The 24,264-nt window shown below is 30.2% G+C and carries 25 protein-coding genes; 5 read left to right on the top strand and 20 right to left on the bottom strand.

The genetic code is table 11. From position 1 onward, the window contains the following. Window positions 1-70 precede the first annotated feature (70 nt). Both clpP and DQN46_RS01765 read right to left on the bottom strand, forming a co-directional pair. Window positions 71-724 (bottom strand): ATP-dependent Clp endopeptidase proteolytic subunit ClpP, encoded by a 654-nt coding sequence (gene clpP / locus DQN46_RS01770; RefSeq protein WP_111742793.1) that lies wholly within the window; start codon window positions 722-724, stop codon window positions 71-73. A 222-nt stretch (window positions 725-946) separates the two neighbouring features. Beyond that, on the bottom strand, window positions 947-1,825 hold the full coding sequence (locus DQN46_RS01765) for a YitT family protein (RefSeq protein WP_111742792.1): 879 nt from the start codon (window positions 1,823-1,825) through the stop codon (window positions 947-949). Between the two features lie 198 nt (window positions 1,826-2,023). Between DQN46_RS01765 and cysS the strand changes: the two genes are divergently transcribed. The 5 genes from cysS to DQN46_RS01740 are packed head-to-tail and all read left to right on the top strand — an operon-like array spanning window position 2,024 to window position 5,617. Continuing rightward, window positions 2,024-3,421, top strand: a complete 1,398-nt coding sequence (gene cysS, locus DQN46_RS01760) for a cysteine--tRNA ligase (RefSeq protein WP_111742791.1) — start codon at window positions 2,024-2,026, stop codon at window positions 3,419-3,421. Beyond that, the gene (locus DQN46_RS01755) at window positions 3,406-3,837 is read left to right on the top strand and encodes a Mini-ribonuclease 3 (RefSeq protein WP_111742790.1); all 432 of its coding nucleotides are present in this window, start codon (window positions 3,406-3,408) and stop codon (window positions 3,835-3,837) included. Before cysS ends, DQN46_RS01755 begins: the two co-directional genes overlap by 16 nt. Beyond that, window positions 3,821-4,633 carry a 23S rRNA (guanosine(2251)-2'-O)-methyltransferase RlmB gene (rlmB, locus tag DQN46_RS01750; RefSeq protein WP_111742789.1) on the top strand — a complete coding sequence of 271 codons (813 nt, stop codon included), beginning with the start codon at window positions 3,821-3,823 and terminating at the stop codon, window positions 4,631-4,633. Before DQN46_RS01755 ends, rlmB begins: the two co-directional genes overlap by 17 nt. Next, window positions 4,608-5,081 carry a GNAT family N-acetyltransferase gene (locus DQN46_RS01745; protein ID WP_111742788.1) on the top strand — a complete coding sequence of 158 codons (474 nt, stop codon included), beginning with the start codon at window positions 4,608-4,610 and terminating at the stop codon, window positions 5,079-5,081. Before rlmB ends, DQN46_RS01745 begins: the two co-directional genes overlap by 26 nt. Window positions 5,082-5,092: 11 nt before the next feature. After that, entirely contained in the window at window positions 5,093-5,617 is a 525-nt protein-coding gene (locus tag DQN46_RS01740) for an NYN domain-containing protein (RefSeq protein WP_004633082.1), read from the top strand. A 105-nt stretch (window positions 5,618-5,722) separates the two neighbouring features. On the opposite strand, the gene gorA is transcribed toward DQN46_RS01740, so the two are convergent. The 18 genes from gorA to DQN46_RS01650 all read right to left on the bottom strand — a co-directional run bounded on the left by gorA (window position 5,723) and on the right by DQN46_RS01650 (window position 24,264). Then, window positions 5,723-7,075, bottom strand: coding sequence for a glutathione-disulfide reductase (gene gorA, locus DQN46_RS01735; protein ID WP_111742787.1), 1,353 nt, complete (start codon window positions 7,073-7,075; stop codon window positions 5,723-5,725). Between the two features lie 237 nt (window positions 7,076-7,312). Continuing rightward, window positions 7,313-9,490 (bottom strand): hypothetical protein, encoded by a 2,178-nt coding sequence (locus tag DQN46_RS01730; protein ID WP_111742786.1) that lies wholly within the window; start codon window positions 9,488-9,490, stop codon window positions 7,313-7,315. Window positions 9,491-9,683: 193 nt separating this feature from the next. Then, window positions 9,684-9,980, bottom strand: coding sequence for a hypothetical protein (locus tag DQN46_RS01725; RefSeq protein ID WP_004633090.1), 297 nt, complete (start codon window positions 9,978-9,980; stop codon window positions 9,684-9,686). A gap of 64 nt (window positions 9,981-10,044) precedes the next feature. Beyond that, complete coding sequence (locus DQN46_RS01720; RefSeq protein WP_111742785.1) at window positions 10,045-11,307, bottom strand: competence/damage-inducible protein A; 1,263 nt, start codon at window positions 11,305-11,307, stop codon at window positions 10,045-10,047. 116 nt (window positions 11,308-11,423) lie between these two features. Further along, the gene (locus DQN46_RS01715; protein WP_111742784.1) at window positions 11,424-12,881 is read right to left on the bottom strand and encodes a DEAD/DEAH box helicase; all 1,458 of its coding nucleotides are present in this window, start codon (window positions 12,879-12,881) and stop codon (window positions 11,424-11,426) included. 149 nt (window positions 12,882-13,030) lie between these two features. Then, a complete protein-coding gene (locus DQN46_RS01710; protein WP_111742783.1) occupies window positions 13,031-13,948 on the bottom strand; it encodes a serine hydrolase in 918 nt (305 codons plus the stop codon). A 158-nt stretch (window positions 13,949-14,106) separates the two neighbouring features. Further along, a complete protein-coding gene (locus DQN46_RS01705; RefSeq protein ID WP_111742782.1) occupies window positions 14,107-14,862 on the bottom strand; it encodes a GNAT family N-acetyltransferase in 756 nt (251 codons plus the stop codon). A gap of 31 nt (window positions 14,863-14,893) precedes the next feature. Next, on the bottom strand, window positions 14,894-16,063 hold the full coding sequence (locus tag DQN46_RS01700) for a tetratricopeptide repeat protein (protein WP_111742781.1): 1,170 nt from the start codon (window positions 16,061-16,063) through the stop codon (window positions 14,894-14,896). Then, window positions 16,064-17,014, bottom strand: coding sequence for a polyprenyl synthetase family protein (locus tag DQN46_RS01695; protein ID WP_170120624.1), 951 nt, complete (start codon window positions 17,012-17,014; stop codon window positions 16,064-16,066). An 11-nt stretch (window positions 17,015-17,025) separates the two neighbouring features. Beyond that, window positions 17,026-17,415: a hypothetical protein gene (locus DQN46_RS01690; RefSeq protein WP_111742779.1), complete on the bottom strand. Its 390-nt coding sequence runs from the start codon at window positions 17,413-17,415 to the stop codon at window positions 17,026-17,028. Window positions 17,416-17,564: 149 nt separating this feature from the next. Beyond that, window positions 17,565-18,038, bottom strand: coding sequence for a DUF4064 domain-containing protein (locus DQN46_RS01685; protein ID WP_111742778.1), 474 nt, complete (start codon window positions 18,036-18,038; stop codon window positions 17,565-17,567). A gap of 117 nt (window positions 18,039-18,155) precedes the next feature. Next, window positions 18,156-19,388 (bottom strand): sensor histidine kinase, encoded by a 1,233-nt coding sequence (locus DQN46_RS01680; RefSeq protein ID WP_111742777.1) that lies wholly within the window; start codon window positions 19,386-19,388, stop codon window positions 18,156-18,158. Continuing rightward, the gene (locus DQN46_RS01675; RefSeq protein ID WP_004633111.1) at window positions 19,372-20,058 is read right to left on the bottom strand and encodes a response regulator transcription factor; all 687 of its coding nucleotides are present in this window, start codon (window positions 20,056-20,058) and stop codon (window positions 19,372-19,374) included. The genes DQN46_RS01680 and DQN46_RS01675 overlap by 17 nt, the downstream gene beginning before the upstream one ends. 165 nt (window positions 20,059-20,223) lie before the next feature. Beyond that, window positions 20,224-20,367, bottom strand: a complete 144-nt coding sequence (locus tag DQN46_RS01670) for a hypothetical protein (protein ID WP_040461731.1) — start codon at window positions 20,365-20,367, stop codon at window positions 20,224-20,226. A gap of 27 nt (window positions 20,368-20,394) precedes the next feature. Next, entirely contained in the window at window positions 20,395-20,979 is a 585-nt protein-coding gene (locus DQN46_RS01665; protein ID WP_111742776.1) for a methyltransferase domain-containing protein, read from the bottom strand. Between the two features lie 109 nt (window positions 20,980-21,088). Beyond that, complete coding sequence (locus DQN46_RS01660) at window positions 21,089-22,174, bottom strand: GTP-binding protein (RefSeq protein ID WP_111742775.1); 1,086 nt, start codon at window positions 22,172-22,174, stop codon at window positions 21,089-21,091. A gap of 30 nt (window positions 22,175-22,204) precedes the next feature. Continuing rightward, window positions 22,205-23,017, bottom strand: coding sequence for an MIP/aquaporin family protein (locus DQN46_RS01655; protein WP_111742774.1), 813 nt, complete (start codon window positions 23,015-23,017; stop codon window positions 22,205-22,207). Window positions 23,018-23,325: 308 nt separating this feature from the next. Further along, on the bottom strand, window positions 23,326-24,264 hold the full coding sequence (locus DQN46_RS01650; protein WP_111742773.1) for a carbohydrate kinase family protein: 939 nt from the start codon (window positions 24,262-24,264) through the stop codon (window positions 23,326-23,328).

The following is a 24,264-nucleotide window of genomic DNA, read 5'->3' as shown; positions in this document are numbered from 1 at the left end:
ACTTTATTTTTATATTTTCTATTACCTACATAAAAAAGAAGTTGACAAAAGTCAACTTCTTTTTTGTTTTTTATTCATCTGCTTTTTTAGCCGCTTTTTTTGCTTGCGTTTTTTTTACTTTTTCTTTTTTTTGTGGTTTACCATTTTCTGGATACATAACCTTATCAACTAATCCGTAAGCACAAGCTTCCTCCGCTGATAAGTAATTGTCACGTTCTGTATCTCGTTCAATAGCTTTTATTGTTTGACCTGTTCTATCAGCTAAAATTTTGTTTAATTTTTCTCGCGTTCTCAAAATATGTTTAGCTGCTATTTCGATTTCTGTTGCTTGTCCTTGTGCTCCTCCTAATGGTTGGTGAATCATCACCTCAGCATTTGGAAGTGCATATCTTTTTCCAATAGTTCCAGCTGCAAGTAAGAAAGCTCCCATACTCGCTGCCATTCCCATACAAATTGTTACAACATCACATTTAATATGTTGCATTGTATCATAGATTGCAAAACCTGCCGTTACACTACCACCTGGTGAATTAATATAGAAATAAATATCTTTTTCACTATCTTGTGCTTCTAAAAATAATAATTGACTTGTTATAGAGTTTGCTACTTGATCATTTACATCAGATCCTAATATTATAATTCTATCTTTTAAAAGTCTTGAATAAATATCATAGGCTCTTTCTCCTTGAGAAGTCTGCTCTATTACTGTAGGAATCAAATTCATGTTTCTTACCTCCTAATTTTCATTTCACTTGATATTATATATCAAAAATGGTCAATAAGCAAATGTTTGGAATAGCTATTATAATTTTATGTTAAACAACTATAAATTAAGATAATAGTATTTATTTTTTAATCACATAAAAAAAGATTTAAAGAAAGATTATCCATTAAAAATTTAATTTTAATAAAAATATCTTTTATACTTTAAATCCTTTTATACTTTTTATAGACTATACGAATGCTCTTTAAAATTACCTACTATTGTATTAACTGCTGTAACCGTAATAAAAGCCTCAGGACAGTTTTTTGATACTAGTTTTTTCAATAAATACATTTCATTTTGCTGAATCACAACGACAATCATACGTTTTTTTTCATGGCTATAACCACCTTCTACATCCATAATTGTTGAGCCACGATGTAGGGTATTATTTATAAGTTCAACCATTCTTTCTGGACAATTACAAATAATTGTACATTGAATATAAGCTGAGAAAAACTTCTGAACGCCTTTCATAGTTTGATTACGCACAAAGCTCATAACAAGTGCATACATAACATATTTTATATCAAAGAAAATCCATACTATTGTATAAATTAATATATCTTGAACTAGAAAAACGGTCGGTAAGTTAAACTTCATCTTTTTCGAGATAAATTTACCTGTAATATCCGTTCCCCCTGTTGAGGCTCCTCCTACTAAAAGACAACACATTGCAAGACCTGATATTATTCCACAAAATATCGCTGCAACTAAAGAATCCCCTAGATAAACAGGTTTTATAATCTTTGGAAGATTATTTATAAGAAGTGATGATACACTGATAACAAATATAGTTAATAAAACAAATTTTCTACTTATATATCTATACCCAATATAAAATAGAGGTACATTCAATAAAAATTGAGCTGTCCCTATTTTTATTCCTATTACCTTATTTAAAACTAAACTTAGCCCTAGTGCTCCCCCTGCTCCTATATTATTGATAGGAAGTAATAGACCTGCATAAATGGAAAACAAGATAGTTCCGATTATTAGAAGAAAAATATTCTTAAATTCTTTATGCACTTCTGTTGTGTATATAGCATCTGACAATTTCATGTATTTGTATCCTTTTTAATATTATCTACTTATTATTTTAATACAAAATAGAAATATTTCAAGGAATATGAAAATGTTAATTTATAATTTAATTTATCCTTGTTTTGTGTTAAAATTTAAGTAATGATTTTTTATATTTAATTAATTTTTATTAGTCTTTATTTTAAAAATGATTACTACTTAGTAAAGGAGTTATGTATGATTAAACTTTATAATACATTGACAAAACAAAAAGAAATTTTAAAAACAATTGAAGAAAATAAAGTAAGAATGTATGTATGCGGTCCTACCGTTTATAATTACATTCATATCGGGAATGCCCGTCCTATAATTGTGTTTGACGTTGTCCGTAAATATTTAGAACATAGTGGTTATGAAGTAGATTTTATTTCTAACTTTACAGATGTTGACGATAAAATTATCAAAGCAAGTAATGAAGAAGGTATTTCAACTTCTGAACTTACTGATAAATATATTGCAGCCTTTTTCAAAGATTATGATGCACTTGGTTGCAAACGTGCAACTAAAAACCCTCGCGTAACTGAATACATGCAAGAAATTATTGATTTCATCGCCAAACTTATTGAAGAAGGTTTCGCATATGAATCTAACGGTGATGTTTATTTCAGAACTCGTAAAAAAGAAGATTATGGCAAACTTAGCAAACAATCTATTGATGATTTAATTAGTGGAGCACGCATAGAAGTTGGTGAATATAAAGAAGATCCTCTTGATTTCGCCCTTTGGAAAAAAGCAAAGCCTGGTGAAGTAAAATGGGCTAGTCCATTTGGTGAAGGGCGTCCTGGTTGGCATATCGAATGCTCTGTTATGGCTAAAGAAACTCTTGGAGATACTATTGATATTCATGCTGGTGGCCAAGACTTAACTTTCCCACATCACGAAAATGAAATCGCACAATCTGAATGTCACAATCACGCTCCGTTTAGTAATTACTGGATGCACAATGCATTTATTAATATTGATAATATTAAGATGAGTAAAAGCCTTGGCAATTTCCGCCTTGTTAAAGACATAATCTCTGAAATTGATCCAATGGTTCTACGTTTATTTATGCTAACTGTTCACTACAGAACACCAATCAACTACACATTAGAAAATATTGAATTAGCTAAAACTAACTTCGAAAAACTAAAAACTTCATACCAAAATTTAGAATTTAGATTAAATAATGAAATGACTGTTGAAAAATTAGATGATGAAGTTGTTGCTTTAGTCTCTAGCGAACTTGAAAAATTTGAAGAGTATATGCAAGATGATTTCAACACAGCTAACGCACTATCATCTTGGTACGAAGTTGTCAGAATAACTAATTCATACACAGCCCAAAATGAAGTTAATAAAGAAACCCTTGAACTTCTGAAAGCTGCTTTTGATACATATAGCTCTATTCTAGGAATTAATGTTAAAGACGATAACTCTTTAGAAGATAGTCACATAGAAAAACTAATTGAAGAACGTGAAAATGCACGAAAAAATCGTGATTTTGCTCTAGCTGACAAAATACGTGATGATCTTAAAGAACAAGGAATTATCCTTGAAGATACAAAACAAGGAGTAAGATGGAAAAAAATATAACTTTTAAATTTACTGAAAAAAACTTCTCATCCCCTGAACAAATGCAAGCATTAGCACTTGCATATATCGGAGATAGTATCTACGATATTATGAGTAGAGAGTACGTTATGAAAAATCATCTTGGTAAAATTAATGATCTTCATCGCACAGTTTCAACACTAGTTTCTGCACGTGCTCAAGCTAGTTTTATGAAAGATATTCTGGAAAATAATATTTTAACAGATATTGAGGAAAGCATATATATTCGCGGGAAAAACCAAAAAAATAATTCTAAAGCAAAAAATGCCAGTATTATGGAATATAAGCTTGCAACTGGTTTAGAAGCTGTTTTTGGTTACCTATATTTAGAAAAAAACTTTGAAAGATTGGAGGAAATGTTTAATTACATCATAAATCTATATGAAGAAAAACAATAAATACTACAAAGAATTACGTTCTAAAAATAAAGAAGAAAAGAATAATCAAAATATAGAAGTAGACGCCGACAAAGAAGTTATCGCTGGTCGAAACGCAATTTTGGAAGCAATAAAATCTGGGCGTGAAATAAATAAAATTCTTTTCCAAGAAGGAATTGAAAAAGGACGTCTTAAAGCTATTTTCTCTATTGCAAATGAGAAAAAAATCGTCTGTCAGGAAGTACCAAAAAGAAAACTTGACAATTCTACAACAGAACGCCATCAAGGAGTTATAGCCTTCGTCGCTCCTTACAATTATTTTGAATTGGATGAAGTTTTAAATAAAATAGAAATCAATAAAAATACTACATTGTTACTATTAGACCATATTGAAGATCCACATAATCTTGGAGCAATTATTAGATCTGCAGAAGCTAGTGGGGTTAAAGGTGTAATTATTCCAAAACGTCGCGCAGCCGTAGTTAGTCAAACCGCTGTTAAAGCGTCAGCCGGAGCAATAGAACATATGCCTGTCATCCGTGTTTCTAGCCTCATTGATGCAATTAAAAAATTAAAAGAAAAAGGATTTTGGATTGCAGGTACTACCCTTACAGAACGTTCAGAAGACTATACTAAAATTGCAAAAGATGTACCTCTAGTTATTGTTGTTGGTAATGAAGGTGAAGGAATGAGTAAAGTTGTAACTAATGAATGTGACTTCTTATATCATCTTCCTATGTTAGGAAAAGTTCAAAGTCTGAATGTGTCTGTAGCAGCTGGAATTGTAATGTATGAAAGAATTAAATTCAATGATTAAAATTTTAAATAACGAAAAAGATTTAAAATCAGGTTTCGCTCTTCGTAAAGAAGTTTTTGTAAAAGAGCAAAATGTTCCGCTTGAAATAGAAATTGATGAAAAAGATTATCTTAGTAGTACTGTTCATATCGGTTACTACGATAATGAAAAACTTGTTGGTGTCGCTCGTATTACCGATTTAGATACAAATGTTATTCATATTGGGCGCGTAGCAATAGCTAAATCGCATCGAAATCTAGGATTAGGAGCTGAACTTATTTCTTCTTGTGAAAGTGTTATAACATTAATTACAAGTAAATCTACTGTACCTGCTCCTTTCACTATAGAACTTAGCTCTCAACTTCATGCTGAAAAGTTTTATAAGAAGCTGGGTTATACGCGTGCTAACAACACCGTCTACCTAGAAGCTGGAATACAACACATTGATATGGAAAAAACAATCACATAGGAGGTGTTTATATGAAAAAACAATATTTATTTATCGATGGTTATAATCTCCTTTTTCGTATGAAAGAATATGGGCTTATAAAAAGTTCTACTTTCCCTGCTGAACGAGATATGCTTATTGATATTTTGCGCGAATACGCAGGAGGAAATAATTATATTGTTTATTGTATTTTTGATGCTTACTTAACAAGATCAAAAGAATATATAAAAGAAGAGCCTCCTATTACTATTGTTTATACAAAAACTGGAGAAAAAGCTGATCAATGGATTGAAAAGAAAACAAAAGAACTTAGAATTGAACATTTTATTGATATTATTGTTGTAAGTGATGATAATGATGAACGAGATATGGCGCTTGGTTATGGAGCAATACTTCGTGATTGCCATAGATTCATTAAAGAATTAAAAGAAAGAAAACAAACTGTTTCAAAACTAACTAAAAATCATAATTCCAGAAATTTAAAAAATCGTCATATAAGAATGAGTGAAGAAACTCAGAAAAAACTGAAAAAATTTCTAGAAAATGGTGAATTTTAAACCTATCTTTAATCTCTAAAAATAGACTAAAGATAGGTTTTCTCCTTATAAAAAATAAACTAACTATTGTAGTTTTCGACTATAATAGTTAGTTTATTTTGTTATTTATCTCATTGTTACAAATTCCTCTGAACCTGTTGGGTGGATTGCTACCGTATTATCAAAATCACGTTTTGTTGCCCCCATTTTAATAGCAACAGCAAAACCTTGAATCATTTCATCAACACCATACCCAATTCCATGAAGCCCAATTACTTTTTCTTCTTTTCCTAAAGTAATAAGCTTCATAACGCTTGGCTGACGGTTAGATGTTACTGCAGAGTACATAGGAGTAAATGTAGATTTATAAACCTTAATATTTTCTTCTCCAAACTCTTTTATTGCCTCTTCTTCTGTATATCCAATTGATCCAATTGCTGGATGTGAGAATACTACAGTTGCAACATTAGTATAATCTAAATGTTCATCTACTTTACCGTTAAATAATCTTTCTGACAATCTACGACCTGCTGCTACAGCTACTGGTGTTAATGCAAGACGCCCAGTAACATCTCCTACTGCATAAATACCTTTTACATTTGTATTTTGATATTTATCAGTTGGAATATAACCACGTGAATCCACTTCTACGCCCGCTGCTTCAAGGTTTAATTCACTTGATAATGGGCTTCTTCCTATTGCCCATACCAACATATCGACTGTAGTTTCACGACCATCTTCAAGAACTAATGTTAAACTATCATCTTCATTTTTAATCACTTTTTTAGGGATTGCTTGTGTGTGGAGTTTTGGTCCTTCTTTTTCCATAACCTCTACCAAAGTATTAACAATATCACGATCAAATGTTCTAAGTGGTCGATCACGTCGAACAAACAAGTGTGTATCTACTCCTAATCCATTAAATACTCCTGCAAGCTCAACAGCTATATATCCCGCACCAACTACTGCTATACGGTTTGGAAGTTTTTTCAAAGCGAATACTTCATTTGATGTAATACCATACTCCGCTCCCTCAATATTAGGAATTGTTGGTTTCCCACCTGTTGCTATTAGTATATGATCTGCACTATATTGTTCACCATTTACTTCAACAGTGTTTTTATTAATAAACTTAGCGTAGCCTTTTACTACATCTATCTTATTGTTACTAAGTCCTCGTTCATATGCACCATGAATACGGTCAATATACGCCGAACGATTCCCTATTAATTTTGAAAAATCAAATTCAACATTATCAAAACTAAAACCATAATCAGCTGCATAAAGTTTTAAACTCTCTGATATTTGTGAAGCATGCCACATAACTTTTTTAGGTACACATCCTACATTGACACATGTCCCACCTAATTCATTTCCTTCTATTAGTAATCCTTTTGCGCCATACATTGCCGCACGATTTATAGAAGCGATACCACCGCTTCCTCCTCCTATTGCTATATAGTCATAATGTTTAACCATATTTTTCACCTCTTTTGTTTAATATGTCTCTTTATACTCTCTATAAACTATTACATTTATATTTAATATGCAATAGCATTTTATTCATAATAATTTTATAAAGTAGAAGATTAGAAACGTGTCCAATCTTTATACGATTATTATGCATTATTCAGTGTATTAATTCAATAAATCTGCTTAATTATAAAATTAAAATCAGAGCACATCCATACTCTGATTTTAATTTATATTATATATTTATCTTAAATAGTAAAGTGGCCCTAATATATTTCTTATATTCTCTGCTGACTCTAACTCTAAATTAAGTGCATCCTCCACTGTTTTTATTTTATTATTTTCTATCATATCCTCTAATTTTCCAGAAGATAACGTCCATTTAAAAACAGGTGTTATTTTCAAGTTTGTTGTTGGAACTATATTATAAAGATCTTTTTCTTCTATTCTCTGTCCTGAGAAAATTTCTTTCGTCCCATTTCCTGTATTAACCTTAACATTTTTATCAGCAACGAAATATGATAAACTATAACCCGCTCTCGGTACTACTATTATTTTATTATTTTTAGTAGCGTCCCCAATGCTATTAAATTCATCAACTGCTAATATATTTTCCGTTTCTTTTGATAGAGTAATACTTCCCACCGGTGTTTTTTCAAATTCAACATTAAATAATTTTCTATACACAGCCGTAAATTCTAAATCTTTACCCTTTTCTGTTACTACTGCTCCTAATTCATTTGTCTGAAGTAATACATTTTTTGAAACACGATGTTTAGTAGAACCCTCTTCTGCAACTAAGTAATCCCTATTCGCTTGCCATCCTAAAAATTCTCTTGAAGTTTCTCCTGTCGCAGTAGGTAAATTAATCATACTATCAATCCTAGAATTAGCAAGAACTTCCTGACCATCAGATAAAAATTTATCAATCCCTTTTCCTACAAATTTAACAGTTACCCATTCTTCCTCTATTTTTTTAAAATAGATTTCAAGAACAATATCATTTGTTAAATATTCTTCTTCATTTACTATTTTTTTACTTATTCTGAAAAACGTTTGATATCCTGTATTAGGCTTTATTTTTCCCCTAAGTTGTGTTAATAATTCACCAATTTTTTTAGTTTGTGCCCACTCTATATCTTTATCTTTAATAGAATCATCTACTTTTCCAAAGCGCTTGTTATATTCATCTTGGCGAACACTAACAATATTAGTATTTTCTTTGTAATTTGCTTTGATTATTACACTCTCATCAACAACTTCGTCATTTAATTTTTCTACATCTTTAATTTTTTTATTGTCTTTTTTACTGTAAATTGTATAGTTTTCTACATGATATTTAGGCTTATCAAAAAAGCTTTCATCTACACCTGACAATTTATCTCCAGTTGATAATGTCACTTCTTTTTTATTTTCACCATTATCTAATATTATTTTTGTCTTGAATTTAGCATTTATCTCTGTATCATCTGTAATTTTTGATTTAAGTACTGTTTTAAGCTCCTTATTATTCATGTAATATCCAATAAACTCATAGTCATTATTACTATCAAATTTTTCTTTTAGAGCATTCTCTTTTAAAAATTCGCCTAAACTAGTATCTTTCTTAACATCATATGTAGTATTTTCTTTACTATATTCTGTTGAGTATACTATTTTCACATTTTTCCAATACTCTTTGTTTTTACTAAGACTTACTTCTATCTTTTTAGCTGTATATCCTACCTCTAATTTATTTGGCTCTTTCTGCTCTCCATCAACAAATATCTCTTCATTTGTATATGAATAATATTTATCAGGACGATAATATTGTTCTAGTTCATAAGGATAAACAAGAACTTTATTATCTTTTGCTTCATTCCCCAAACTTATGATTCTATTGACTACCTCTTTATTCCCCTCTTTTATAACTAAATTTAATGTCTTTTTAGTATAATATTCCTTACTAGTCGGTGAATGTTTCAGATTTTCTATATTTCCCTTATCATCAATATCAAAACTCATAACATTCATTATTATAGTATTATTAGGTTTCAAAAGTTTTTTTAATAACTTCTTATCTACTATTTTTCCATCTCCACTATTAACTATTGGAACCCTAAAAAGCTCATTTGGTATATTATTATCATCCAATGAATAGAATATTAAATAATTATAAGAATTTTTCTTGTAGCTAAGTAACTCTGCATTATAATCAATTTCATTTATATTTTCTGAGTACATACTATTTTTTATTTCAGGAGGAGTGTATCTACTACTTTTAGAGAAAATATCAAAGTCAAAAATATTTGGCTTCATAATACTGTCTAAAACAGTTGTATTATAATCTGTAAAGTAATCTGCTTTTATAATATGGTTATCCGAAAGTGATAGAAAACCACAACACATTAAGCATCCTACCAAAAATTTTTTATAACGCATTTTTCTCCTCCTTTCTTTTTATCTCTATTTCTATCATAGTTTACTTATAATCCATTCTGCAATCAAATTATACTAAAACTTGCTAAAATTAAACTTAATTATCGTATATTTTCTACAAAAAATTGACCTATAAGGAAAAACTTTTTTAAAATTTTTGCTTATAAGCCAATCTCCTTTTTATTATTAATGTTAACTAAATCTCACCGATATTTTCTAACATTATTTGATCATTAGATATACTAACTTCATCATATTCGTAGTCATCTGCAAAATCATACGAATATTCCTTATAAAGGAACATCTCATTAGAGTAATCTAAAAACTCCTCATCTGGAGTAGAAAATTCTATCTCATTATATCCTTCATCTGCATAATCTGATAAAATTTCGTTTTCATAGTCTATTTCTGTATTGAAGTCCTGGGAATATTCATCGTCTTGCGCGAACCTGGGATCCGGGGACTCCAAACTAGATAAGTTCATTGTATACATAAAAATCTCCTTTAAATTCTTTTTATTAATTATACAAAAAAGTACATTATTTTACAAGAGAAAACTATAAGCTTTTTAAAATAATTTTTCTCAATTCATCTAACGCTCTAGTACACGTTCTTGTACGTATTAATTCTCTATCTCCAGTAAATAGACATTCTACCACATCTACTTTTCCTTTACTATATAATCCAATGTACACTAGTCCTACAGGTTTACTGCTACCATCTCTATTTGGCCCTGCTATACCTGTTGTCGCTACCGCAAAATCACTATTTAAACGGCGTGCTACACCTTCAGCCATCTCACGGGCCGTTTGCTCACTTACTGCACCAAACCTCTTTAGTGTTTGTTCTTTAACACCTAAGGCATTAATCTTCGAGTCATTAGAATAACAAACAATTCCCTCTAACAACGAATTTGAGATACCACTCTTTTCTACTAACATTGATGTCAATAATCCACCTGTTAAAGACTCTGCAATTGATAATGTTAAATTATTTTCAATAAGTAGGTTCGCAACAACACTATGTAATTCAGTTTGACTACTAGATATATCTTCATCACCAATTAAATAAATATATTCTCCTACAAGCTCTTCTATTTCTTTTAGTTGTTGCACTATTAATTCTTCCGCTTCTTCAAAAGTACTTGCACTGGCTGTGATTCGTAGTAATACCTCACCAGTTTTTGCATATAATGCCAATGTAGGATTAGTTTGATTATCTAAAATATGTTTAATTTTAGTTTCTAATAATGATTCTCCTATGCCATAAAATCTTACATATTTAGAGACAAATTTGTTGGTACTTAATTTTTGTAAATATGGGCGAACACTTTTTTCAAACATATCTTTCATTTCGCGTGGTGGTCCTGGCATTAAAATAATCCTTCTATTATCTTCTTCTATTATTATACCTGGAGCTGTCCCACAAAAGTTTTCTAATACAATTGCTCCTTCAGGAATCATTGCTTGTTTTTTATTATTGTCTGTTATTATATTGCGACTTGAACGAGTTAATCTCTCTAATATTTTAACCCAAGAATATTCGTGGAAATAAAAATCGCGCCCAAAATATTGTCCTGCACATTCTTTTGTAATATCATCATCAGTTGGCCCAAGTCCACCAGTAATAATAACAGTATCATTTTCTGAAAATGCCGCATCTAAAGTTTGTAACAAACGTTCACTATTATCCCCTATTGTCGTTTGACGATAAACACTTATACCTAATGCAGCAAGTTCTTTTGATAAATAAGCTGTATTTGTATTAACTATATCCCCAAGTAATAATTCTGTCCCCACTGATATCAATTCGACTCTCATAACAATCTCCTCACATACTTAAAATAGATATATTTTTGTTATTACCTAACTATTATTCTACATCAAAGTATAAAAAAAATAAAGACCACAACTCTGTGATCTTTATCAAATTTTTATTACTTGTTCTGCATTCTTCTACCTTTTTTGTCGAAGAATTTTTTATCTGTACTACGACGTTCGTTACGAGGTTTTCTATCGCGACTATCTCTTCTTTTTCTGTCATTTGAGCGCCCACTTCTACGAGATTTTTCTTGTTTGCGAGGAAGAGGTTTTTCAAATGATAATTCGACATCTACTTCTTTTTTATCATTAATCAATTTGCTTAAAAGCACCGTAATAATTTTTTCAGCATTAGCTTCTGCCATTAATTTATTTGCTAAACTATTAAATTCCACATGATTATTATCTAGTTCTGAAACTACTTCTTCAAACATTCTGTTGTAGCGCGCTTTTTTTACTTCTTCACTAGTATAAGGTCGCAACATTTTCATTCTTTCGCCACGAGAAGCTTCTATATCTTTTAAATATGGCATTTCTATTGGATTTAAGAATGTCACAGCTACTCCTGATTTCCCCGCACGTCCTGTACGACCAATTCTATGTGTATAACTCTCTGTATCTTGAGGGATATCAAAATTATAAACGTGAGTCACATCACTAATGTCTATTCCCCTAGCTGCAACATCAGTCGCAACTAATATTTGCAATGAGTTATTTTTAAACTTACGAAGAATTTCTAAACGTTTTGACTGCGTTATATCTCCATGTAAGCCCTCAGCCAAATATCCTTTTGCGATTAATGCACTAGATAACTCATCAACACGACGCTTAGTACGCCCAAAAACTATCGCCAAATTAGGATTTTGCACATCTAAAAATCCTATTAATGTTTCTAATTTTTCATTCTCTCTTGCTATTGTTGCAAACTCAGTGATATCCGGATTAAGATCCTCATCACTCATCGTTTTAACTAGTTTATAATCTTTCATAAAGTCTTTTGAAAGTTCCATAATAGTTTTCGGCATTGTTGCTGAGAACAGTAGTGTTTGATGACGAGATGTTATTTTTGATAAAATAAATCTAACATCTTCGATGAATCCCATATTTAGCATTTCGTCTGCTTCATCTAATACTAAATGAGTTAATGTTTCTAATCTTATAGTTTTTCTATTAATATGGTCTATTACTCTACCAGGAGTTCCTACTATTATTTGAGGACGTTTTTTCAAATCTTGTATTTGTCTTTCAATACTTGTCCCACCAAAGATTATACTAACCTTAAGTCCTTTGACACGTGACATTAAACGAAGTTGCTCTCCTACCTGTTGAGCTAATTCTCTCGTTGGTGCCAAAATCAATGATTGTAGTTCCTCTGTTTTTCTTACTGTATCTACTATTGGTATCCCAAATGCTCCTGTTTTTCCTGAACCTGTTTGGGCTTGGGCTAATATATCAATTCCTGATAGTACATATGGAATTGTTTCTGTTTGGATACCAGTAGGAGATACAAAGTTCATGTTAGTTAGCGATTCTACTATCTTGCTGCTAACTCCTAATTCTTCAAATGTTGTCATTTGGTTCTCCTTCTATCTAGTTGTTTTACCATTTTTTCTGTAACCAAACAATTATAACATATTTATTTCTTCAAGTACATTATAAACACATCAAATAAGAAGAATAATTAGCAATATTAAAAACAACTACTAATTATCCTTCTTAAGTTTTACATATTATTTTCTGTTAACTGATTTATTTCTCTTGAGATATCAATAATGCCTTTAGCAGAATTTTTAAGATCATTTGTGTATATTAACAACATGTAATCTTGGTTACCAAAGATAATAGCTGTATCGTGCATATTAGCATCTATTCCACCGTATTTACTAGCAATTTTTTTATTTGGAATCCCTTGTTTTATCCATTCGTTATCACTAGACGCTTCTAGGTATTTTATTAAATCTTGATATTTATCTCTTTCATTATATAATTTTGTCCATACTGCTTCCATCATTTTTGGAGTTATTCTATTTTTCTCAGCCTCTGTCGGAGGTAAAGTTATACCTAATGTTGCAAAATACTTAACAAGGACATCTGTCGCAGTCGCAGTATTTCCTATTAACATCTTAGTTGCAGTGTTATCTGAATATTGAATCATATTTTGAATAACATAATCAAGTTTGTAACTATCTTTCTTCTCTTGATTAGTTATTTCTCCAGCTCCCTCTTCTAAATATTTAGGATCGTATTTAATATCATCATCTTTGCGTATTTCTCCTGCATTTATTCGATCATATATTTTCATCGCATAGACTACCTTAATAGTACTTGCTGCTGCAAAATAACGTTCATCATCTTCTGAAAACCTATATCCCGTCGAAAAGTTTTTATAAACTATTCCTATCTCATTATTTGCTTTATATTGAGATATAATATTCTTCATCGCCTTATTTAACTCAATTGTGTCTAACTTTTTCTTCTCTTCTGGTTTTTGTTCTTTATTCTGGTTATTTTCTGCCTGCTGTGTTGTTTCTTGATTTTTCGCATCTTTTTTCGCTTTTAAATATCCACCTGCTGAAAAAACTCCATAAATAATTAAAACCACTGCTAGTGATTCAATAAAAAACTTTAATATTCTTTTCATTAATCTTTTCAACTTCTTATTCACATCCTTCTAAAGCCCATTTACATATTTAGTTTACTACACATCTTCCAATTCATCAATATATTTAGCATTAATAATATATAACTTTATAAATTGAAAACAGAAAAGAGCAAATTTCTCTTTTCTGTTTAATTTATCTAAAGTTTTGTTTTTAAATAAAAATCTTGTTCAGAAATTTTCTTAAATCCAATTTTTTCATACATATATTTTGGAGTATCATTAGCATCAGCAACTAATAAAACATTTTTTTTCTGTTCATTTTTTACAGCAAAATTAATCAGATGCATAGCAACTCCTTTTCGCCTGTATTCATGTGATACATATAGATTGTCTATTTCGAAAAAGTCAGCCTTTACGATAATATTCGCTGTCCCAATAATTTTATCTCCATCTTTGGCTATTAATTGTTTTATATTATCAGATCTAATATCTTCATAAAGAAGATCTTGATTATGTTCTGCCCACTCCTCATCACTAGATTCCAAGTCTATTTTATATTGGAACTCCAAATAATTATTCAGATCTTTTTTTGTTAAATAACTTATATCATAACCGCTATCTTCTTGTTCTACAAAATTATCAGTATCTAAATAATACAAATCTAAGTTTATCTCTGTATAATTCTCTTTTTTTAAGTGTTTTTTCAACTTTTTAGAGAGTGCTATATTCTCTTGAGAGGCCAAATGAATAAAATTTACACCTTTATCTCTAAAAAAATTTCTACACGCAGAAATGTAGTAATCTAATTCTTCTATTGTCTCTGGTGTTTTTTTCATAAGTAGGTAATTTCCACTAAAATACAGTTTTGATTTTAATGTTCGGTATACTACATACTTATCTGTTTCTATTGCCACACGAGCTCTCGAATGAATATCTTTAAAACTGTAATTCAATATACCTACCTCCTTTTTTATGATTTAAATTTTAGTGACTATGTCCGTGAGGTCCATGATGGTGTTCAAAGTGTTGAATTATCTCTAACACTCTCTTACTAGATGTTAAGTCATAGACATTTCTTAGCGTCTCCAAATATGTAGGTTCGTCATGAAGAACATTAAAGTAAGTTACAACCTCTTCTTCAACAAAATCAATGTAATCTTCTTCCTCAGATAATGCATTCAACACTGCACCTAAAAGAATAGGATCATCTTTAATTAATGAATGCTCATTGTATAGTTCATAAATTTTGTCATACTCATACAATGCTTTTAGTGCATTTATTGTAATAAACAATGTTTCTTCTGAAAGACCTAGAGTTGTTAAAATATTTTGCATCATAACGCGAATTTTATCATACTCTTGGTCATCTTTATAAAGAGAAATAAGATGTAAGTAGGCACTCATAGCCACTCCTTGAAGCTCTAAATATTTCTCAAGATAATTTTTTGCTTCCTCACCTTTTGACATATGCCCTAGGTGTAAATAAGCTTCCGTAAAATCAGCATCTAGTGCAATAGTTTTTAATAAATGCATTTTCGATTTTTCTAAATTTTGTATTTGATTATACGCAAAGGCTAATGAGAACAATATACCAGCATCTTCATAACCTTTACCATGTTGATTATAAAATTCAATAGCATCATCAAAACGTCCTAAAGCAAATAAATTGTCAAAAGCTATTTTGAAGTTTTCTAGCGTCTGTTCTTCATGGAAAATTCTTTCACTTAAATCTTTTGCCTTTTCTTCTTGACCTATTGTTAAATAAATTGCAACAAGTTCCTTATCGATAGCGCGAATTGCTTCATCGAAATCTGTTCCGCGACGAGCTTGAAGAAATTTTTCTTCCGCAATCTCATACAATCCATCTTCCATATAGATTAGCCCTTCTTGGTATAAAATAGATGGTGTTTTAGGGGCGTTATACAGTACAACTAAGGCATCATCTTTTCTATCTAAATATTGTAAATTATGTACATACCCTTCTATTGCATCATCATCTTCTTTATTTTGTTCATAAATTATTTTAGACAGCTCCAAGCACTCTTCAAATAATCCATTGTCAAATAAGATAGAACGAAAATTTTCCTGTTGTTCTCTATCTAAGACACTAAAGTCTATCTCTTTTAATTCTTCTAAAAATTGTTCAATATCCATTTAATTTTCTCTCCTTGCTAGCTTATCCATAACGAATACTAATTCTTCTTTTACATTGTCATTTCCTAAATTTTCTATATTAAGCAATGCTTTTTCTAAATAACGTTGACTTATCTCTAAAGTTTCATTCAAAATACTTCCAGTATTTTTTATAAATTTAATTATATTTTGTTTTTCTTCTAAACTAGAATCTTTCGAAAAATTCTTAAACAAAGCTGAGTTATGTTCTCTTGCGATAATTGCTGGTAAAGTTATATTTCCGTTTATTAAATCTTGACCTATTTCTTTACCTAAAGTTTCACTTCCTCCAGCAAAATCTAAATAATCATCAATTATCTGATAGCTCATACCTAAATAATAACCAAAAGCATAACTACGTTGAATATTTTCATTAGATGCACAAGAAACTATACTACCTGCACTTGTGGCAAAAGCAATAAGAATAGCTGTTTTCCTTTTTATCTTCTTCAAGTAATCTATTCTTCTTGTTCTTATATTATATAACCCTTCTTCTTGAATAATTTCTCCTATACAAAGCTCTTTCAAAGTATTAGATAAATACATATGCAGTCTTTCATCCTTAAATTCTGCAATCTCTCTTAGCACTGTTGCAAATAGATAATCACCTACGTAAAGAGCATATTCTTCTCCATAAGCCCTACTCATAGTTGTCTGTCCACGACGAGTTTTCGCTTTATCAATAATATCATCATGTATAAGACTAGCTGTATGAATAATCTCAACTATACTTGCTATTCTTATAATATTTTTTTTATTTTTTTCAAAATCACCTAGATTTGCACATATCAAAAGTAATAATACACGTACTCGCTTACCACCATTTAAAAAATATTCCTTAATTATTGTATTTAGTTTCTTATCATCACTGCGAGTGATTTCGAAAATATCTTCTAGTACCTCTTGTACTAAAGTATCATATTGTTTTAACATTTTTTTCACCATCACAAACTTGTAAGAGCTTGGCTATCTTTTTCATCAAAAGTTAAGTTATAAAAATCAAACCATTGACTTATAATAGTTCTATTAAAAGAGTTTATATCCATAGTTAATTTTGTCAATCCTAGGTAGCCTGTTTTCATCACATCTGTTAATAATATTAATTTATCCAAATCATACTTTAACAAACTATAATAGACAAAGCTATAATAATCACCAAAAAGAAGATTTTTAGTAGGTATCTTTTGCTCTACTCTACAATGATGCTCATAAACAGAGCTGAGCGCATAAAAAATTGCCAAATTATACTTCTCATTGTTTAAATTATACTTTTCAATAAAGTATTTTATATTCAATTTTTCTATTAACTCTTTATTATAAGTATATCTTTCCATAGCATATCCTTTGCAAATTGTCTGTTACAATTATACCACATTATGAAAATTTATAAAATCTTCTCACCTTGCTTTCACATAAATTATTTAAAAGAAAAATGAAGTTAATTAATTTTTACTACTTAATTAACCTCATTTTATAAATAATTTTATAGATAACTTATTGTTTCTTGTTGTTCCTGTTGTTCTGGAAACTCTGCTGTTGGTTCTTTTCTAACAAATAACATAATTGCGACGATAAAATGCAGTAAGTACACAGGTAATAATATTCCCATAGTAGTTACCCCTACAGCAATCGCTACTAATAAGAAAAATATTCCCGATAAAATACGTTTACGCATTAGTAATGTTGCTAAAATAGCTAATATTGCCAAAATAATATAAATAACAGCATAGACTTTAAGTGCTACTACGATTAAATTAATAAATTGTTCTGGCGAATAAATCGCTACTTGCGGATCTCTAGCAAGAATTTCTTTTACTTGATTAATTAACTCTGGATTATTTTTTACTAAATCCAATTGGAAAAACGCGCCATAAGTTAAATATCCAGTTAAAATTACTAACAATACGTTAGCAACCCATGCTAAAACTTTTTCCACAGTTCTATTAAATGGTCTCATAATAAATCCTCCTAATTTTATAATAAAGACAAGATAAAATTTATCTTGTCACTATTATATCATAAGTTTGTCTTTTTTTATAAATTTTTAATTAATCTCGTACTATTCCTTCGCTAGCTACTTCTTCTCATCTAGCGTAAAACGCGTTTCTATACTGAAAATTCCATCTTTAGGAGCATACGCTTTTATTACTTCTTTATGTTTTTCAGCAATTACTTGAGCCATAGATAAACCAATACCGTATCCTTTAACGTGGCTATTTCTTGATTCATCTAAACGATAAAATCTATCGAATACTTTTCGTAAATCTCCTTTTTTTACATTAGCTTTATTTGAAATTTTCATAGTTGCATAGCGGCGATTTTTTTTAAGACTAATATTTATATCACTATTTTGCGGTGCATATTTTATCGCATTTTCCAATAAAATATCCATTAGTTGAATTATTGCTTGTTGATCTCCGTTATAATAAAGATTACTGTCAATATCTGTAGCAATGAATTTCTTTTGGAAATTAGCTAATTCATTAAAATCATTTATGCGAGATTTTAACGTACTTGTCAAGTCGAACTTCACTCTTTCTACTGTATCTTTTTCTTCCATTCTACTAAAAGCAACTAAGCTATTAACAAGACTAGTTAGACGTTCTACTTGATTTTGGATATTTTTTGTCCACTTCGAATTACCATGTTCAAGTTCTAATACATCGGTATTGGAACTAATAATAGCTAATGGTGTTTTTAATTCATGACTAGCATCCGTAATAAATTGTTTTTGCTTTACATAACTCTGTTGGATTGGCGCTATTACTTTTTTTGATACCATTACAATAATTATAAGTACAGATAAGATAACTATAGAAGATATGATTATTGTATTTCTAACAAATGAATAATAAGACTCTAAGTCTCTTTGACAATTTAAAAACAATATAACATTTCCAGTCTTAGTTTCTGTTTTTAAATATCGATAACTTCCTATAAAACCACTCTCTTGTCCATTAGTATATATTTTATCAATATAACTTTGCAAATCTTTCTGCGACGAAATCAAAGCATCATCTCGATAAGATTTTTCGATCTTCCCTTCAGAATTTACTTTCGCTACAGAAAAACCTGTTGAATCAGTAGCACTAGATGTATTTTTAGTTATCACTAAATCATTTTCTGCACCTTCTTTGAACAGGGCAACTAATGTTTGTGATTTTGCCGTTTCATGTAGTGTTTCATCTATTCGTTGCTCCAACTTACAATAGTTAATAAAATTTAGAGTTACTGCCATTAAGGTTATAACTACTGCAACACTAACTACTGCCGAAGCAACAAATTTTCTTCTAAGACTCTTGAACATCGACTATCTCCAATGTATATCCAACATTTCTAGTTGCTTTAATTTGAATATTAGCATCTAATGCTTTCAGTTTTTTTCTTAAGTAAGAAATGTTAACCCAAACTACATTAATCTCTGAATCACTGTCATAACCCCAAATTCTTTCTAGGAATTGTTCTGTTTGAATAACATTCCCTGGATTACGCATTAGCATTTCCATCATTTGATATTCTTTATTTGATAGTCTTACTTTATCTTTATCAGTAGACAACTCAAAAGTATATTTACTCAAACTAACATTTCCTAATTCAAGAACATTACTCGTAAATGTTGCCTGTCTTCTTGTCATAGATCTTACACGTGCTAGTAATTCTTTAATAACAAATGGTTTTGTTAAATAATCGTCAGCCCCGCTGTCAAGACCATATACTTTATCTTCTACTTCTGATTTCGCCGTTAATAGTAGTACAGGTGTATTTTTTTTATTTTCTCTCAATTTTTTAACTACTGTTACTCCATCCATCTTCGGCATCATAACATCCAATATAGCTCCATCATAGTCATCAAGCATCAGATAATCTAATGCATCCTGACCATTATCAACTGTATCTACCGAATAATTATTATGCTTTAGCATCGCCTCTAGCGCATCAGCTAAGTCTCTTTCATCTTCTGCTAGTAATAGTCTCATTTCTCAACACTCCTTGCTTTAGTTCATTTCATCATTAATTATATAAAAAGTAACTAAAATCTAGTTTAAACATAGACTTTAGCTACTTTTATTTTTGACATTATCTAATTTATATTGCTTATAAAAATTTTAAAAGTTGGTTTATTATTTAGATACTGCTTTATATTATTTTCTACCTATTAATAACCCGCTTTGTATATAGTCTTTCATTCCCTTACCATAACCCCATTTTTCAGCATATTCTTCTGTAACATCTGAATTAATAATCTGGAATTTTGTAAAGCCTGCTTTTTTTATAATATCAACCATCTCTTCTTCCAGAAGAGCCCCAGCCACTCAAGTACAATATAGTTTTTCAGAATTTTTCCACTTTTCTGGTAAGCTTTGTTTTAAAATTATATCAGAAATAACAAACATACCATCATCTTTTAATATACGATAGATTTCATTGTAAACTTGTTGTTTATCTGGTTCAAGGTTAATAACACAGTTACTAATAACTCTATCCACCGATTTGTCCTCTAAAGGAATATCGATTAGTTCACCCTTAATAAATTCTATATTATCAAAGTTCTTGCTTTCTACTACTTTACGAGCTTTTTCCAACATAGAATCTAATCTATCTAAACCATAAAGCATTCCGACTTTTGGATTTTTCATCTTTGTAACGAAAATATCCATACCTGCACCACAACCTAAATCAATTAGAGTTTGTCCTTCTTTAATTTTTAAGTGGTTAATTGGATTCCCACAAGAAAGCCCCATATTAATCTCATCAGAAAATTCGTTGATAATATCTTCATCATAACCTAATGACATACTAAGTGCTTTAGAGTCTACTTTTGTTTTCTTTTTATTTTTTGATATGTCATCATAAAATTTCCCTACAGAAACTCTTATTTTAATATTATTTTGTGACATCCTACTCTCTCCTTTCATAACTTTTCTAAAAATTTAGTTGCTTGAATTTTACAACTCAAGCAACTAAGTTCATATTTATTTTATCATAGATTAATAATTTTTACTAAAATTATAGTTTTACAATTTCTCTATATCTAAATGTTGGATTTGGTCTTCCTGGAATTAAAGCATTTAATTTTTCTTCTTTGTACCCAACTTCTTTAAATACTCTATCAATTTCTTCTTTAATAATTGCAGTAAGGTTATCTGGGTGTACTTCTACACGAGCATTTACAGTTAAGAATACTCCATCCTCTCCATCATTTAATTTTCTTAATGCGGCTGTTTCTTTTTTCCCTACAATATTTCCAACTAAACCAATATTTTCCCCTTGTAATAAGAATTTAACGTGCCCTACGTTTAAGTTTTCAGAATCAAATCTTTGAGCTAAGTTAGCTAAAAATGCAGTAGCAAGTTCTTCAAAATTTTGTTCTTTTTCTACACTATAAGTTCCATTTAACCAACCGAATAATGCTTCACCATCTGCATAAGTATCATAGTCAACTTCTACAATTTTGCGACCAACTTCTTTTTCACTAGTGATAATTTGGTTAAACCATTCATCTAGACCTTCTCCAGTTTTCACACTAGTAGTTAGTACATTTTCATTGTTAAATTCTTTCTTAGTAGCTTCTACTAATTCCGCTAATTCTTTTTCAGATAATAATTCAACTTTATTGATTAAGATTACATCAGCTTCTTCAAATTGTTTATAAATAATATAATCTCCAGGATTTGAATGATCTTTAAGAACCGCTTTTAATCTTGTTGGATCAGCTAATACTGTAAGTTGTTTTAGATTTAAGCTGTCACTGTATTTTTCTTTTACTGGTTGCATAATTGTCGCTGAAAGGTCAGTACAGCTACCTACCGGCTCAGCAAAAATTATATCACTATTATTTTGTTCTTGAAGATGTTTAATAGCATCTGCAAAACCGTTAAAGTTACAGCAGAAGCAGCTTCCACTTACTTCTTCTACAATATCGTCATTAGTTTCTAAAAATGATGTATCTACAAGCTCGCTAGCTTGGTCATTCGTAATTAATCCAACTTTTTTCCCTTGTTTGTTTAATCTTTTTGCCATTTCAAAAAGCAAGCTAGTTTTCCCTGCTCCTAAAAATCCACCGACTAATACTAAATCTGTTTTCTTTGCCATAACAAATTCTCCTTATTCTTTTAAATTATATTATTTAGTTAATTCTTTTTGTTTTTTCATAGCTGGTTCTAATACTAATGTAAAGAAATATCCAGCAAGTATTCCACCTACAATAGGTGCAAGTATATAAACCCAGAAGAAACCTCCACTACTATCTGGGAATGCTGCTTCATCCCAACCAAACATCCACGCAACTAGACGTGGTGCAAAGTCACGCGTTGGATTCATTCCAGCTTGTGTAATTGATGCTAATAGACATAATAATGAACCTACTGTTAACCCGATTAAAATAGGTGCAGTATTATCATTAGGTCTTCCAACATTAGCACCTTCAGTAAATAAGAAAATAATAAGTACTAATAAAAACGTTCCTAACGCTTCGACTGCTATAGCAAGCGGCATAGATAAACTATATCCTCCAGGTTGGTTGTAATATTCACCAAACATTTTTGCTGTTGTAACAGATTCGAAAGTTCCTCTTACAATATTTTTTTTCGCTTCATATTGAGCTATTGAAGAACCATAAACTCCATAAACCGTTAACCCTCCTAAAAAGGCTCCGATAAACTGTCCTAAAATATAAGTAGGAAGTCTTTTAGCTGACATTCTGCCAGTTAAGACCATAGCAACACTAACCGCTGGATTAAAATGAGCATTACTTAAGTTACGAGTCATATAAATACCAAATGTTACTGCAAAGGCCCAAAGCATACCGATTTGGAATAAACTTTGATGCGCATCGTAAAGCACAGCTGCTGCAACTGCACCAGTACCAAATAGCACTAGAATGTATGAACCAATTAACTCCCCTAAAAAATCATTTTTTAAAGAATAATCTTTCATTAAATTGTTTCTCCTTTTCATAAAATTTATATAGCAGCATTATAGCATAAAAGATATAATATTTGAATAATTATTTTTAGAGATTTATACCATCTTCAAGCTATTTTCTAACTTTATTTTTATATTTATTATATTCTAAAATATAACTATTAAATAATAAAATTTTTATATTTATTATTCAATAAACTTTGACGGCTATTTTTTAAAAAATAATCATCTTTCCAAAAATAAATATCCTCTCATTTAATTTTTTCTGCTACAAAATAAAAAGTAATTCTAGACCTGCTAAAATTACTTTTTATGAGAAATTATATTAAAGCTTTATACTCTTCTTCTGTAAGATAACTAGAAATAGCTCCTGTTTTTGTAGTTGTAAGACTTGCGTAGTTTGTTGCAAATACTGCCATCTCTGCTAGTTCTTCTGTTGATATATCATCAATATTTTTTTGATTTAATAACTTAGATAAGAATGAGCCTGCAAAAGCATCTCCTGCTCCAGTTGTATCTACTGCTTTTATGTCAGGAGTTGTTGTTACTACTTTTTTATCTTTGTAGTAAACTTCTGCCCCATGCTCACCTTTAGTATAAAGAACAACTTTTAAGTGTTTAAAATCTTTTTCTAAAGCAACATTAATATCTGTTGTCCCCGTTAAAAACTCAAGCTCATTATCCGCTACTTTAATAACATCTACATATGGTAGAAATTCTTTTATAGTTTCTAAATAAATTTTGTGGTCATCCCAAAGATTAAATCGTAAGTTCACATCAAACGATATTAAAATCCCTGCTTCTTTTGCTTTTTTTAAAAGAAGGTGATGACTTTCTTTTGATTCTTCCTGAATAGCGATACTTGCAAAGTGAATAGCCTCAATCTCTGATAAATCTACTTTTTCTACATCTTCTTTACTAATTCTAAGTGCTGATGAACCTTTAAAGTAAAAACTAAATGAACGATCTCCAGTTTCATCTAAAGAAACAAATGCTAATGGTGTAAAACTGTCTCCTTTTCGTGACACATATTTACAATCTACATCTTCTTTTTTCAAAGTATTTTCTAGGAAATCTCCAAAACCATCTTGTCCTAATGAAGTAAGCAAATAACTTTTATGTCCTAATTTTTGTGTAACACAAGCTACATTAGCAACACATCCTCCTGCTTCTTTTTTAAATGATTTTACTGTGTCAATTGTTCCAACACCTTCTCCGATAAAATCTATTAGCATTTCTCCTATACATAAAACTGCCAT

This window comes from Gemella morbillorum (assembly GCF_900476045.1).
Taxonomy (GTDB): Bacteria; Bacillota; Bacilli; order Staphylococcales; family Gemellaceae; genus Gemella; species Gemella morbillorum.
Note: the sequence above shows the minus strand (reverse complement) of the source record. Positions and strands in the feature narration are given on the sequence as shown.